At 44.1% G+C, this 15,012-nt stretch carries 10 protein-coding genes; 7 read left to right on the top strand and 3 right to left on the bottom strand.

Annotation, left to right across the window (positions count from 1 at the left end; all coding sequences use genetic code 11):
* Positions 1-14: 14 nt before the first annotated feature.
* The 3 genes from BUB08_RS09130 to BUB08_RS09140 are packed head-to-tail and all read right to left on the bottom strand — an operon-like array spanning position 15 to position 4,507.
* Positions 15-2,783, bottom strand: coding sequence for a PKD domain-containing protein (locus tag BUB08_RS09130; protein WP_073001053.1), 2,769 nt, complete (start codon positions 2,781-2,783; stop codon positions 15-17).
* Between the two features lie 11 nt (positions 2,784-2,794).
* A complete protein-coding gene (locus tag BUB08_RS09135; protein ID WP_073001055.1) occupies positions 2,795-3,787 on the bottom strand; it encodes a dihydroorotate dehydrogenase-like protein in 993 nt (330 codons plus the stop codon).
* A 57-nt stretch (positions 3,788-3,844) separates the two neighbouring features.
* Complete coding sequence (locus BUB08_RS09140) at positions 3,845-4,507, bottom strand: YggS family pyridoxal phosphate-dependent enzyme (protein ID WP_073001056.1); 663 nt, start codon at positions 4,505-4,507, stop codon at positions 3,845-3,847.
* 146 nt (positions 4,508-4,653) lie between these two features.
* Between BUB08_RS09140 and BUB08_RS09145 the strand changes: the two genes are divergently transcribed.
* From BUB08_RS09145 to BUB08_RS09175, 7 genes are all read left to right on the top strand, one after another.
* Entirely contained in the window at positions 4,654-5,625 is a 972-nt protein-coding gene (locus BUB08_RS09145) for an aminodeoxychorismate synthase component I (RefSeq protein ID WP_073001058.1), read from the top strand.
* Entirely contained in the window at positions 5,609-6,211 is a 603-nt protein-coding gene (locus BUB08_RS09150; RefSeq protein ID WP_073001060.1) for an aminotransferase class IV family protein, read from the top strand. Before BUB08_RS09145 ends, BUB08_RS09150 begins: the two co-directional genes overlap by 17 nt.
* A 251-nt stretch (positions 6,212-6,462) precedes the next feature.
* The gene (locus tag BUB08_RS09155) at positions 6,463-7,242 is read left to right on the top strand and encodes a glutamine amidotransferase (protein ID WP_073001062.1); all 780 of its coding nucleotides are present in this window, start codon (positions 6,463-6,465) and stop codon (positions 7,240-7,242) included.
* A gap of 114 nt (positions 7,243-7,356) precedes the next feature.
* Positions 7,357-8,709: a PhoPQ-activated pathogenicity-related family protein gene (locus tag BUB08_RS09160; protein ID WP_073001063.1), complete on the top strand. Its 1,353-nt coding sequence runs from the start codon at positions 7,357-7,359 to the stop codon at positions 8,707-8,709.
* 98 nt (positions 8,710-8,807) lie between these two features.
* Complete coding sequence (locus BUB08_RS20680) at positions 8,808-9,773, top strand: PKD domain-containing protein (RefSeq protein WP_073001065.1); 966 nt, start codon at positions 8,808-8,810, stop codon at positions 9,771-9,773.
* A 22-nt stretch (positions 9,774-9,795) separates the two neighbouring features.
* On the top strand, positions 9,796-13,233 hold the full coding sequence (locus BUB08_RS09170; protein WP_073001651.1) for a SusC/RagA family TonB-linked outer membrane protein: 3,438 nt from the start codon (positions 9,796-9,798) through the stop codon (positions 13,231-13,233).
* 42 nt (positions 13,234-13,275) lie between these two features.
* On the top strand, positions 13,276-14,943 hold the full coding sequence (locus BUB08_RS09175) for a SusD/RagB family nutrient-binding outer membrane lipoprotein (RefSeq protein ID WP_073001067.1): 1,668 nt from the start codon (positions 13,276-13,278) through the stop codon (positions 14,941-14,943).
* The last annotated feature ends 69 nt before the right edge of the window (positions 14,944-15,012 follow it).

Below are 15,012 nucleotides of genomic sequence, written 5' to 3' on the forward strand. Positions count from 1 at the left end.
TTTGGGTTGATATATCAGAAAAATAAGGTTACTGTTCCCTGCTGATTATGTTTACTTCCCAAAAAATCGAAGTACTGAATCACCCAGGAATACACTCCTGCCGGCGCATTCCGACCATTTTTCATTTTGCCGTCCCAGCCTGTTTCCTGACTGTTAGACTCAAAAATTGTTTCGCCCCAGCGGTTAAAAATTAACAACTTATAACCATCGTTAACCATTCCTTCGGAGTAAATACGAAACTCCCGATCTTCTTCGTTACCTGCATTGGGCGAAAATGCAGTTGGCGGAAAAACATGGTCGAAAGCCACTGAAACCGTTGATACAGTAGAGTCCTCACAACCAAAATCATTAACCGCCAAAAGCCGGACATTGAAAACACCCATGTTTTCAAATTTATGCAGTGGCTGCGTTGCAGTGCTGTAACTGTCATCACCAAAATCCCAGTCGTAAATTGTTGCGCCCCCGCTTTGATTTTCGAACTGAATAACCGGATTGCTGATTAACACACCGGGAGGATTGGCCGCAAAAGCTGCTTCAGGAACAGGATATACAAAAACTTTACCCGGCAATAGCAGTGTATCTCGGCAACTGGTAAATGACGAAACTGCCACCACCGAAACATCTATGTTTTGTGCCGGTTCGGTATAAGTTCGCGAAACGGAATTCCCGGTTTCTGTTTGCCCGTCACCCAAATCCCAGTAATAATCCACCGCGTCAGTAAAATCTGTTGTTGTTAACTGAATTTCAGCATTCAACGGCGGGCATCCTCCAATTGTATCGGGCTCAACATTAAAATACGGCTTCCGTTTGAATGTTCTGAAAAGCGTATCGGTTTCGCACCCGAACTCAGAAACCACCTGCAACCCGACCTCGGCAACCGGTCGCGTTAAAAGCTGTATTTTCAATGGCCCTGATGTATTTCCGGGATGTTCTGTAATTTCATTATTCCCAAAATCGGTTAAATCCCAAACAAAAGTATCGCTTTGCGACGCTGAACCAACGTAGTTGATCTCCGCATTTTCAGCATAACAAATAGCTGCATCGAAATCCAAATCGATGGAAGGAATCGGGTGGACACGAACGGTGTCGTACAGCGTACCAAAATTTTCACATCCCTCTTCTGAAACCACCGTCAGACTCACATCAAAATACATATCTGTAGTTCCCGGGTTTACATACTCATGCGCGGGATCTTTCTCTGTGGACTGGTTACCGTCGCCAAAGTCCCACATGTAGCTTTTTATAATTTCTTTATCCACATTCTCGAACAGCACATTCAACGGCGTGCATCCTTCGGCATTTTGCGCCACCTTGAAATCCATTTTCGGAGTTACAGAGACCGGCTCAAAATGTTCAGCCACACAACCATTTTCGTTAATCTTCAGACCGACGATCCGGTTCCGCTGGCCATATCCCAAAGGAATTTCGACTGACGTTAAATCAGTGCCGCTTGCAAAAACGGTGTCGTTAGAATACCAGTAAAACTCAGCGGCACCGGATTTGGCACCGGTAAAATTCAACCTGAGGTTGTACCCTTTGCATTTATCTTCATCGCTAAAAAAATCGGCAGTTGGCTGGTGCTGAAATCTTGTTGTAATTGTGTCGAACCAGGTGCAGTTGTACAAATTAGTATAAGCAAGTTCAAAAGCATATTCTCCAAAATCGTTTGCTTTAATAACAGGTGTAAGCGACGTTTCATTTTCCACCGAAGAATTATTTTGCAGCGGCCGCACAAACAGCGAAACGTCTTGATCGAATTTCAGGTTCAGTTTCTGTTTCAGGTCTCCGCAAACCAGCGAGTCAAAATTTATCAGCTGCATTTGCGGTTGTTGTTTCCAGGCAACCGTTGCCGTGGCCGAAAGCTGCACTACGGGATCTCCCTGCATGCCGCCAAATTCTACAATAAAACCTTCCGGGTAGTAGTATCCGCCAGGATTGTTCTTGTCGCCCTCGTTGGGCAAATCGTTCCACGACTTCGGAATACTCTCGGGATTGGCATTTATATGGGCGTAATCTTCGTCCTCGCCCCACGCTTTCTGAACATTATTCGGCTCGCCGGTATTCCAGAACGAGTAATTCCCGTTTACCGGAGAGCCATTTTGATTTCCCTGCCAAAAAATAGTGCCGGTTTCAGGGCCGGTCACCCATTTCCAGGTACCTTCCTTTTCGGCATCATTTGCGCCAATCCAGCCTACTCCATCAATTTTACTCCAGATAAAATCATTTTCAACAGAAGAAGTTATTGTGGCCAGATATCCCTGAAGCCCGTAATAATCCATTTTTGCCGCAGAGTCTCTTGCCGCTGTCCAGGAGATGCCTCTTTTTTTGATGTATCTGTAAAAATGCTGCGTATGTGGAAGATAATCGGCATCGAGAAGCGTAAACGAAAAAGAGCGGGGTTCGCGGTCGGATTCTTCCGACAGGTTCTGGTAATAAACCTGCCTGATTACCTGTTCGTAAACCGCTGCATCGCCGACACCTTTAATTTCCAGATTTCCGTAATTATTATCCCAATGCGAACCAAGGCTGCTTCCCTGGCAAAAAAGAGAATCTTCTCCCTTTTTGTAGTTTGCTATTGATATTTTTATTCCGTCTGACGCATTCTTCACCTGAATATTTTCGATAATAATGTGAGGCGAAACTAAAACGGGCCCGTTGCAATAAAACACAGTATCTGCGGCCGAATTATCGATACGATAAACGGTTGAACTTCCCTGAGATACTGCAACGGAAGAAAGCAGGAACAAACTACAAAAAAGAAGAAGAAACTGCTTCTTCAGCATGATTTGGCATTCTATTTTCCCCTGCTGGAGAAATATTTCATAAACTGCGAACGCTCATAAACCATCGGATCAGGAATACTTTTATACGACAGTCTGCCTCTAAAATCTTCGAGGCGTTTGAAATTCCACTTTTTCATAAAAGTTTCCATTTCAGCAATCATGGAAGGAAGCACTTCGTTTCCGTTTTTGTACAAAGTAGAGCAGAGCTGGGCAACTTTTGCGCCGGCAAGAATTTGTTTTATCACAGACTGCCCGTCGTGAATACCGGTTGATGCAGCAATATCGATGTCCGGCACTTCGGAAGCAACCAATCCCACCCAGCGCAAGGTGTGCCTAATTTCCTCCGGAGAACTGAAAACTTCGGAAGATGTGAGTTCCAGCTTTTCCAAATCAATGTCGGGTTCGTAAAACCGGTTAAACATAACTACGCCTTTGGCTCCGCCGGCTTTAAGTTTGTCAACCATTCCGACGATATTGCTGTGGTACAATCCGATTTTTACCGACACCGGAATTGAAACTTCTTTTCTCACTTTTTCAAGCACATTAAGATAAAGTTGTTCAACGGCACCCGCCTCTTCGTGTTTGTCAACCGGCAGGTAAAAAATATTCAGTTCCAACGCGTCAGCACCAGCTTCTTCAAAATCTTTTGCAAAAGTAGTCCACTCGCTGGCCGAAACGCAATTCACACTTGCAATTACCGGAATATTCACTGACTTTTTAACTTCCTCAATCAGCTTAATGTGTTTAACCACGGTATTGTCGCGCAGGTAGTGCCGAATGTAATCTTCCGCTTCGGGGTACCCGGCATTATGCGAGTCCTGCAAAAGCATGCTGGTAACTTCGTTGTTAATCTGTTCTTCAAAAACAGATTTTAAAACCACAGCGCCAATTCCGGCCTGCTCCAGTTTCTTAATTTTTTCTACCGAACTGGTAATTCCGGAACTCGCTGCCACTAGGGGATTTTTAAGCTTCAACCCCAAATATGTTGTTTCTAAATTTGCCATCTAAATCAGTTTAAAAGTTATTCGAAATTGTTTTTTGTTTCTCTATAAATGAAAGCATTAGCGCGCGCCAAAAATTTTACTGCCAACACGCACCATGGTACTCCCCTCTTCCACGGCAATCAGGTAATCGTCAGACATTCCCATTGAAATTTCTTTAAATCCTTTTCTCCTCGGGAAACACTCTTTTTTCAGTTTTTCAAAGATTTTTTTCAGGAAACGGAACTCATTTCGCACCTGATTTTCATCCTCGGTAAAAGTAGCCATTCCCATAACTCCTGCAATGGAAATATTCTTCAAAGATTTAAATTCTTCAGAATCCAGTATCTCGTGAGCCTCTTCCTCCGAAAGCCCGAATTTTGTCGATTCCTGCGCAATATGAAATTGCAGTAAACAAGGGATGATACGGTTATTTTTTTGCGCCTCTTTGTTCACGGCCTTTAGTATTTTAAACGAATCAATTCCATGGATCATGCTCACAAAAGGAGCAATGTATTTGACTTTATTGGTTTGAAGGTGCCCGATAAAATGCCACTCAATATCTTTCGGAAGCGTTTCGTATTTACGGCTAAGCTCCTGAGCTTTATTCTCGCCAAAAACCCGTTGTCCGGCGTTGTATGCTTCCATAATTATCTCCGGAGATTTTGTTTTGGATACAGCAACCAGTTTCACTTCAGCGGGTAAATTATCTTTAATATCGGCAATGTTCTTCCCTATGTCCATTTGAGTTCAATTTTAAGTCAAAAATAGAAATATTGTCCGGGATATGAAATTGTTTTTTTTCACCAATAGCGGATGCCCAAACTTGCAGGAGAAACAAGCGTACATGAAACACCGGCATTCAATTTTTCTTAATTTTGCGCGGCATCATGAACAAAATAGAAAATATAAAACGGGAAATGAACCGCCTTGGCAGCAAAGGCGAGCCATTTGTTTTTCTGGTTGATTTCCTGATGGAAAACCCCATGCTGTTTCCAATCGATTGCCCCAAAGAAGAGCTGCAATGGGAGATTCCCAAAAGCAGTCACGTTCAAGTGACGACAACAAACCCCCAATTGAAACACTGGAAAACTTTTCCGGTTTCTTTCAGCAAATACAAAAAAGGATTTGATGTGGTAGAACGACACATTTATAACGGCGACACATATTTGCTGAACTACACACAACCAACTCCGGTGGAAACCAACCTCTCGTTGGACGAAATCTTTAAAATGAGCAATGCTCCTTATAAAATATTACTAAAAAACCGTTTTGTTTGTTTTTCGCCGGAAACTTTCGTAAAAATTGAAAACGGACAAATCAGTTCGTTTCCCATGAAAGGAACCATTGATGCAGACGACGCAAATGCTAAAGAGCTCATTCTTGCCGACTCGAAGGAACTGGCAGAACACAATACAATTGTGGACTTAATCAGAAACGACTTGAGCATTGTTGCAGAAAACGTGGAGGTGAAAAAATTCAGGTACTTCGATCGCATTCACACCAACAACAAAGATTTGTGGCAGGTGAGTTCACAAATCACCGGCGATTTACCAAAAAACTACCAGCAGAAAATAGGCGACATCCTTTTTGCGTTGCTGCCTGCAGGATCAATTTCGGGAGCGCCCAAGAAAAAGACCATCGAAATTATTCGGGAAACAGAAAACTACAACAGAGGATTTTACACCGGTGTATTTGGGGTTTTCGACGGAAAAAACATGGACAGTTGCGTGCTCATTCGTTTTATTGAAAACCAAAACGGACAGCTGGTTTACAAAAGCGGAGGCGGGATTACATTTTTGAGCCAGGCCGAAAGTGAATATGAAGAGATAAAAGAAAAAGTTTATGTACCAATTGGTTGAAACCATAAATTGCAACAACGGCAGATTAGCGAACATCTCCTACCATCAGGCACGTTTAAACCTGGCCCGAAAAACACTGTTCCATTCTAACAATGAAATCAACCTCGAAGCGTCAATTAAAATTTCCGGGGAAAATAAAACCGGCCTGTTCCGATGCCGCGTTGTGTATGGCGAAACGCTGGAAAAAGTAGAATTTATCCCTCATCAATACCGGAAGGTAAAAAGCCTGAAACTGGTTACCGACAACCAAATTGACTATCGGTTTAAAAATACCGACCGCTCCCGGTTAACCGCGCTCTTTGAACAACGGGAAAACTGCGACGACATACTCATTGTTAAAAACGGTTACATTACCGACAGTTCAATTGCCAACGTAATTTTCTTTGACGGGCTGCGCTGGTGGACTCCCAACACCCCGTTACTTCGGGGAACCCAGCGGGAAAGGCTGCTCTGCGAACAAAAAATTTTCGAATGCCCGGTTGCAGTCGCCGATTTGCACAAATACAAAAAAGCCGGGCTCATTAATGCCATGCAGGATTTAGAACACATGCCTGAAATTGACATTGACAAAATTGTCACTTTTTAACCTAAAACAGAGAGAAAAGAAACAGACCCCTCGGAACAAAGTCAAAATTCCATAAATATTTACCAATTTTCTTTAAGACAGGCTTTCCCTTTATGGCTAAATTTGAATACTAACTAAAAGGCTATGAAAGTATTCTACCCATATTTTTATGCACTTTATATCCGGTTCCCAAAACCAAAAGGAAGCACATTTATTGAATCCAAAAACATAAAAACAATCAGAAATTCGTCCTAAATTTATATTTAAAAGTTATGGCAAAAATCTATTATGTTGGCGATTGGGCAGTGTTAATGGGGCCTGTGTTTGCTGAATCTCCTTTTAATTACGAATACAAAGGGATTGACATTTTTAACTACGGCGAATGGCTGATGAAAGCATTTCAGTCGTCGAACGAGCACTACGTAAAATCGGTTCCTGCATGGGATTTTTACAAAATGGGACCGGGAGAATACGAAAAGGTTTTGGAAGAATTTGATGTGGTTGTTTTTAGCGACATCGAAGCGAAAAATTTTCAACTGGCCCCCAATTTTTTCGACCGCGACAAAATGGGCAAAGGTATTTTAACCATGCCCGACAGGTGCCGGCTCACCAACGACTGGGTAAAAAGCGGCAAAAGCATAATGTTTATGGGAGGCTGGCTCTCCTTCTCCGGAGAAATAGGTAAAGGCGGATGGGGCCGCACCAGGTTAAAAGAAATCATTCCGGTTGAGTGCCTGGAGACAGATGACCTGGTTGAGAGTACCGAAGGATTTTTCCCGGTGGCCGACAAAAACCGGGAACAAACTTTCGGCAGTATTAATCTGAATGAAATGCCTCCTATTTTGGGGTACAATCAAACAAAAGAGCGGGAAGGATTTGACACCATTCTCAGGATAAAAGAAACAGGCGATCCGCTACTTGTTTACGGCGAAATCGAAAAAGGCAAAGTTCTGGCCTACATGTCTGACCCCGCGCCGCATTGGGGATGCAATTTTGTCTACTGGGAACACTACAATGCATTCTGGCTAAAATGTCTCGATTTAATTCTGTAGAAAACAAATCATAATTTAAAAATCAATGAAACGAGCGTGGTAAATAAAAGCCTAATAATTAATACCAAAGCAACTTTCATTAAATGCCTTTGATAACTTAAATTTTTTAAACAGATGAAAACAGCTCTAAAACTCACCTTTTTCGGATTACTAATCGGCACACTGCTATTTTCGTGCGCCCAGCCCAAAGAAGTAACACCCGAAACAGCCCTTGAATCGTATATTGAAAACAGTGACAAATCTTTTACGTGGGAACAAAAAGACTCCCACGAGGCCGATGGTGTAAAAATCTACAACCTGCTGGTTACCTCACAGCAATGGAGAGAATACACCTGGCGGCACCAGGTTGCTGTTATTGTTCCGAACGAAGTAAAATACGACGGGGCTCTGCTTTTTATTACCGGAGGCAGCAATAAAGATGAAATGCCCAACTGGAAAAAACCGGACGACCGAAACATCAGCGCGCTGAAATTGGTTGCAGAAAGAAATAATGCAGTGGTCGCCATTGTTTTTCAGGTGCCCAACCAGCCCCTTTACGGAGATATGACCGAAGACGAACTGATTTCTTACACTTTTCACAATTACAGAAAAGACAAAGATTTCACCTGGCCACTGCTGTTCCCGATGGTAAAAAGCGCAGTGCGATCAATGGATGCAGTTCAGGCTTTTTCGAAGGAAACACTGAACCATAACATCAACCGGTTTGTTGTTTCAGGAGCATCAAAACGGGGCTGGACTACCTGGCTGACAGGAGCGAGTGACTCCCGCGTTGAAGCAATTGCACCAATGGTTATTGATATGCTAAACATGCCTAAAAGTATTACTTATCATCTGGACGCCTGGGGAAGTTACAGCATCCAGATTCAGGATTACGTAAACCTTGGCATTGCCCAGGATGTAAACACACCCGACGGGCAAGAGCTCGCAACCATGGTCGACCCGTATTCGTACCGAAAAAAGTTGACTATGCCGAAACTCATTTTCAACGGAACCAATGATGAATACTGGCCTGCCGATGCAATTAAGCACTACCTCGACGAAATTCCGGGAGAAAACTACCTCCACTATGTGCCAAATGCGGGCCATGGACTTGGTGACAAAAAACAGGCAATTCAAGCGCTCAGTTCGTTTTTTGCCACAACATTGCAAAAAAAGAAATACCCGGCATGCTCATGGACAATGGAAAAAGACGGCGAGCAGATTGTATTGAAAATAAAGGCCTCGGGAGACAAGCTCTCCGGCATAGTTTTGTGGACAGCAGACTCTGACGACCGCGATTTCCGCGACAACGAATTTGTGAGCGCCCCGCAAAACACAGAGCCGTCTGATGAAATAATCGTTCACGTAAACTATCCCGAATCGGGATTCAGGGCTTTCTACATCGACCTTCTTTACCCTGACCCAAACGGCGACATGTACTCTGAAAGCACCAGAATGTTTGTTGCCAATGATACCGAAGTACTCTGAAAATCAAAAAAACAAATGCTATTGACAGCGACAACGTTTAATTACCTTTTTTCAAAATGTATTTGGAATTATTTTAAGTAACTCTAATCTATTGTTTTATGAAAAAAAGTTTGTTTTATCTCGTATCCGGATTTCTGTTCATCATGGTCATTCTTTTTCCATCTTGTTCAGAAGACGAAACAAGACCTGTCTTTCCGCTTTCGGCTGAAATATTCAACAGCGTTGTGGGGAAACAGGTAGCTTTTACCGCACTCACCCATAGCGCAGTGAGCTGGGAATGGAATTTTGGCGACGGAAATACCAGTACCGAACAAAACCCGGTACATGTTTATGAAGAAGGCGGCTATTACATCGCCACATTAACAGCAAAAGACAACGCAGGAAACACTGCTTCCAGCGAAGTAAACTTGGCTATTTCGCTCCCTCCATACGCGCTACTAACCGGCAACCATACCGCCGATGGATACACCGGAAAAACGTGGAAACTCACGTCGAGTCATAACGGCGCCGGAGATTACCTGGCCAACGCCGATGCAAATCTGTCTGTAGTGAGCGGGACACCCAAACCGCTTCCCGACGGAATATTTAGTACCCAGTTCAAAATGGGCGATATTTACGAAGATGAATTCACATTTTATTACGATGGCAGTTACCAGCACGATGTAAAAGAAGATGGCGCTTCTTTTGGCGGGCTTGTATTTGAAATTGCAAGCACAGGGGGAGCCGGAATTGTAAACATGAACGGGAAAGACTACGGCTTGTGTATTGCAAAGTACACTCCGGAAAGCAATGCCACTTTCACCTTTGCAGAAGATGAAAACTTAACAGTATCCTCTGTCTACGGCGCTGGTGGCCAGTTGACATTTAACAACGTAATGACCATCGATTTTCCTAATTCAACTGAGTTTGTCGGGTTCAGGGATTTTCAACGAAAAGTGATCGTCAACAAAATTACCAACACCCAGATGCAATTGGTTATGTTCATGGCTGCCGGCGATGGTGAAACTGCGCCTGTTGGCATAAACACCCACGCCCTTGTACTTAGTTTTGATGCAATTAATTAACAACCTGTTTAAATTAATAGACATGAATATGAAACTTATGCTAAAAAATTCAATAGGGCGGATTTTCGCTTTTATATTGCTATCGATCATTCTTACCGGTTTGTTTACGGCAAATGTTAACGCCCAGCAAACCATAAAAGTATCAGGAACTGTTACATCGGCGGCAGACGAAACTCCTTTGCCCGGCCTGAGCATTATCGTAAAGGGAACTTCTCTTGGAACAATTACCAATTCAGACGGAAGCTACACCATTAACGCACCCGCAGACGGAACCCTGACCTACTCGTTCGTTGGGTTCCAGACACAGGAAGTGGCTATCCAGGGAAGAAGCGTAATAAATGTATCAATGCAGGAAAGCATTGAAGCACTGGAAGAAGTGGTCGTTACTGCCCTGGGAATAAAACGAGAAGAGAAATCACTCGGTTACTCTGTTGCAAAGGTAGATGGACCTGAATTTACCCGCGTGGCGCAGGAAAACTTTTTGAACTCCATGTCGGGGAAAGTCGCCGGGGTAACCATCAACCAAACAGGCGGAACGGGATCCACCACAAGCATCATTATCCGCGGCGCAAAATCGTTGAGTAACGACAATCAGCCTTTGTACGTAGTTGACGGCGTGCCACTGGCCAGCGGGCTAAACAATGTGGGCGGTTTCGGCTCCGGCAACCCGGTAGATTACGGGAACTCCATCTCCGACCTCGATCCGGAAAGTATTGAAAGCGTATCTGTGTTGAAAGGGCCCAGCGCTACCGCACTTTATGGTTCGCGTGCCGGAAACGGCGTTATCATTATTACCACAAAAAGGGCAAGTGGCACAGGGATGAAAGTATCGGTAACATCAAATACCACTTTTGACATTCCGTCTCAGTTTCTGAATGTTCAAAAACAATTTGCAACCGGTTACTTTTCTTACCGCCCGGAAGATGTTGGAGGAGGATACCTGCCCCCGATTCTTGACCAAACGGGAATCGGCCCCGAACTAGACAAAGGTTATTGGGCCGTGCAGTGGAATTCTCCACGGGACGCCAACGGAGTTCAGGTTCCAACCGAACTGGTTTCTTACCCGAATAACGTAAAAAACTTTCTTAACGATTACGCGTACACAACAACCAACGGAGTTGCAATTTCCAACACCTCAGAAGCAATTAACTACAGGCTGGGATACACCAACATGACCCACCAGGGCTTGATTCCGAACTCCGACCTTAACAGAAATAATTTGTCGTTATCGGCTTCTTCAAAAGTAAAAAAGAACCTCACGGTAAGTACCACCATTAATTTTGTAAACAGTTTTGCAAATAACCGGCCGGCCGGTAACCGTGGTACAAACCCGTTACAATGGGCTTATTTCACTCCGCCTTACATCGATATTAATGAATTGCGCGATTACGACATCGGGCAGGGAAATACCATTAAAAAAGTAATTCCGGACAGTGAAAACCCATGGATGCTTGCCAATGACGTAAACAACAGCTTTAACCGTTATCAGGTGTTTGGAAACGTAATGGCTACCTGGGAAATATCTCCCAAATTCAGCCTGATGGGAAGAATGACACTGGATAAAACAGACCAGGTTCGCGAAACAAAAATCGGACTGGGATATTCGGACGAGTCTTTCAACGGAGCTTACGGTATAAGCAACAGCAACAGTCTGGAGCGCAATATCGACGGGCTTTTCACATACAAAGACAACTCAGAAAATTTCGCATGGAGTTTTTCGGTAGGAGGCAACACGCGCTACGCCAAAGGCTCCAGCGTGAGCAACTCGTCAAAAAATAGCTCGGGATTAACTGTTCCCAACCTTTTCACCCTCAAAAATATTCCTACCGCAAATTTAGATTACAGTTCTTACAGGTATGAATTGGGTGTTAACAGCTTATACGGCATGGCCAACCTCAGTTGGCGGGAAACCATCTATTTAGATATAACAGCCCGTAACGACTGGTCGAGTACATTACGCGCAGCCCACCGGTCTTATTTCTACCCATCTGCTTCGCTGAGTATTTTACTTAACGAACTGATGGATTTGGGCAGCACTGTAAATTTACTCAAAATTCGCGGAGGTATTGCGCAAACCGGTAACGACACGTCGCCGTACAATTTACTTCAAACGTATGGAACCTCGGAGCAATGGGGCGATGCCATTCGCCTGAACAAACCCGGCTCGCTACTCAACAAAAACCTGAAACCTGAAATGCAGGTTTCGCAGGAATACGGTATTGAAGCCAGGCTTTTTGGAAACCGTCTGAGATTAGACGCAACCTATTATACGTTAGACAATAAAGACATGATCTTTAATGTTTCACTGCCTACATCAACAGGATTTAGCGGAACCATTATTAACGCCGGACTGGTGCAAAGCAAGGGAGTTGAGCTGATGTTGGGAGGAACACCCGTCAAAAACCGCGACTGGTCGCTGGACTTAAACCTGAACTTCACCAAAAATGTAACCCGGATTATTGAACTTGCTGATGGGATTCCCTTTGTTACTCTTTGGGATCAGGCACGTGTCAGAAGTATCGGGTACGCAAAAGGGCAGCTTGTTGCCACCGACCAGTTTGGCAACGATGAAATAGCGGACGGTATTGTTGGCAACCTCTATTCGCGCAAAGTAAATCGGGTAACCGACAAAAACTCCGAATACTACATGTATCCGTTAATTCCTGATGAAGCGACCGATACGGAGTGGGACGCTGCACCTACGTACTCCAAAATCGGGAACGTTAACCCCAATTTCATTATGGGCCTGCAGTCGACACTTTCGTGGAAAAACTTTTCGCTTAATATGACATTCGACTGGAGAAATGGCGGACAATATGTTTCGCAAACCTACCGTTACTTAACAGAAGACATGGCAACAAACCACTGGTTCGAGAATCTCGTTTATCCGGGAGTATACGATCCTAATAATCCAGGACCAAGTGATGAGCTTCGGGACTGGGTAGTGGCAAATGCCGACAAATTGATCTATCCTGAGCGGTTGTATCCTGTGGGTGGCCCCAGCCCGGAGTATGGTGGATTCCCCGAACAATGGAGTGGCACAAAAGTATACGACGGAACATTTGTTCCGGGTGTTATAGGCAGTTACGATGAAAACGGAAACTTTATACTGGAACGCGAAAATCTCGGAAACCCGGGAACTGTATTCCTGCCTTATTCGGTAAGTTATCCGTGGTCAATCGGGCAAGCCAATGTGTTCGATGCTGATTACATTAAACTCAGGGAAATCTCGTTAAGCTACAAAATTCCCCGCCGCATCGTACAAAAACTGTATTCAGAAGATATCAATGTTTCCGTCTATAGTCGCAACATCATTCTTTGGACAAAAGATTCCGGTTTCGGGATTGATCCGGAACGGGCCTACCAGCCTGACAGCGGCAAACTATTACAAGGACTTGAACGATTTAACGTAAATCCATGGGTAATTCCAATCGGGTTCAAACTCAACTTTACATTTTAAGTCAATCATTCCGTTATTATCAAAAGAATAAAATTTAAACAAATGAAAAAGTTTAATATAAAATTCATCGCGGTTACACTAAGTATGCTACTGGTGTTTGGAGCCTGCCATGATCTGGATGAGCTGAATATCAATCCGAACGCTCCGGATCCGGAGGTAACAGATCTTAACCTGCTTATGCCTACTCTCATTATCGACTTAGGGCAAACCATTGTCAGCCTTGGCATTGGAGATATTGCCGGCGTAATGCAACACACTCAAAAAACAGGATGGTCGAGCGGTCACAACGATTACGACTGGAATGATCCGGGACAAAGCTGGAGCGGCTATTATGGCATTTTACGAAATGCAGATGAGTTCTATAATAAGGCAGTAGAAGGAGAATTAGAATTTCATCAGGGTGTTGGACTAACATTGAAAGCTTATGCTTTTGGCCTGATTGCCGACCTTTGGGGAGATGCTCCGTTTACTGAAGCGCTGAAAGCAGAAAGTGGCCCGGATTTTTACAAACCGGTTTTTAATTCGCAACAGGATATTTACCACGGAATTCTTGCTTACCTCGAAGAAGCCAACACACTCCTGTCGAAAGACAATAGCGAGTACACAAATGTTATCACCTCGCAGGATGTGTTGTATGCAGGCGACGCTGCCAAGTGGAGAAAATTTGCGAACTCGCTGGCGCTTCGCTATTACATGAGGTTGCAAGCGAAAGAGCCATCGGTAGCTCAGGAAGGAATCAGCAAAATCGCCGGAGACCCGGGAAAATACCCGCTCATTACCGTAACTGAAGACGAAGCCAATATTGCTTATTTAGGAACTTCACCGGGTACGTCGTGGCCGATAAATATGGTGTACGATATTAATCCGCAAGGAGAATATATGCGCAGAAAACCCTGTGCCACATTAGTGGAGGCATTGCAGGCACTGGGAGATCCACGCCTGGGTGTTTGGGCCGAAAAGGTTGAAATTCCGCTGGTTTTGGTTCCCGGCACCGGCGTTGACAGAATAGTAGATGGCAAACGCGAAATATCGAAAGATGTAGAAGAGGAGTTTTTGGAAAAATGGGAAGGAGAAGATGATCTTTATGTGGATTATGACCAGGAATACGTTGGAATTCCTCCCTCCACATTTTCTGCTCAGGCCTACAATTTAACGCCAAACTATACTCAGCAAGCCGCTTATAATCCACACATATCACAACTCAGCGAAATGTACAAAGAGGCAAGTGGTTCGTTGCTGCTGATGCGACTTTTGTCAGCAGCAGAAGTAAACTTCATTTTAGCCGAAGCAGCCCTTTACAGCTGGGTCTCGGGAAACCCCGAAACTTATTATGCCAATGGGATTAAAGAATCGCTTAATGCATGGGAAGTAGGCAACCAGTTTGACAGTTATATCCAGGGTGCTGCTTACAACGGACTCGAAAGCATTATGCAGCAAAAATGGATTGCCAGTTGGACGGCAGCAGCCGAATCGTGGTTCGACTGGCGCAGAACAGGCCTACCCGACCTGAAAGCCGGAGTTTCTGCACGGAGAGAAAAACTGCCACTTCGCTTTTACTACAAAATTGATGAGGACCTTTCCACCAACAGGGAAAATGCCGAAGCTGCTGTTGCAAAACTGGAACCGACACCATACAAAGGAACCGACCAGACCAACAACAGTGCATGGTCAAAAACATGGTTACTCCAGGGTACAAACAAGCCTTATTAATAAACAGCAACATCGAAAAAGCAGGCAAAATTGCCTGCTTTTTTTGATTCAATAACACAGGGAATAACA

This window comes from Mariniphaga anaerophila (genome assembly GCF_900129025.1).
Classification (GTDB): Bacteria; Bacteroidota; Bacteroidia; order Bacteroidales; family Prolixibacteraceae; genus Mariniphaga; species Mariniphaga anaerophila.

Excerpts from the sequence above, each read along its gene's own strand:
- BUB08_RS09130 (WP_073001053.1), bottom strand. The coding sequence starts at position 2,783 with ATGCTGAAGAAGCAGTTTCTTCTTCTTTTTTGTAGTTTGTTCCTGCTT.
- BUB08_RS09135 (WP_073001055.1), bottom strand. The coding sequence starts at position 3,787 with ATGGCAAATTTAGAAACAACATATTTGGGGTTGAAGCTTAAAAATCCC.
- BUB08_RS09140 (WP_073001056.1), bottom strand. The coding sequence starts at position 4,507 with ATGGACATAGGGAAGAACATTGCCGATATTAAAGATAATTTACCCGCT.
- BUB08_RS09145 (WP_073001058.1), top strand. The coding sequence starts at position 4,654 with ATGAACAAAATAGAAAATATAAAACGGGAAATGAACCGCCTTGGCAGC.
- BUB08_RS09150 (WP_073001060.1), top strand. The coding sequence starts at position 5,609 with ATGTACCAATTGGTTGAAACCATAAATTGCAACAACGGCAGATTAGCG.
- BUB08_RS09155 (WP_073001062.1), top strand. The coding sequence starts at position 6,463 with ATGGCAAAAATCTATTATGTTGGCGATTGGGCAGTGTTAATGGGGCCT.
- BUB08_RS09160 (WP_073001063.1), top strand. The coding sequence starts at position 7,357 with ATGAAAACAGCTCTAAAACTCACCTTTTTCGGATTACTAATCGGCACA.
- BUB08_RS20680 (WP_073001065.1), top strand. The coding sequence starts at position 8,808 with ATGAAAAAAAGTTTGTTTTATCTCGTATCCGGATTTCTGTTCATCATG.
- BUB08_RS09170 (WP_073001651.1), top strand. The coding sequence starts at position 9,796 with ATGAATATGAAACTTATGCTAAAAAATTCAATAGGGCGGATTTTCGCT.
- BUB08_RS09175 (WP_073001067.1), top strand. The coding sequence starts at position 13,276 with ATGAAAAAGTTTAATATAAAATTCATCGCGGTTACACTAAGTATGCTA.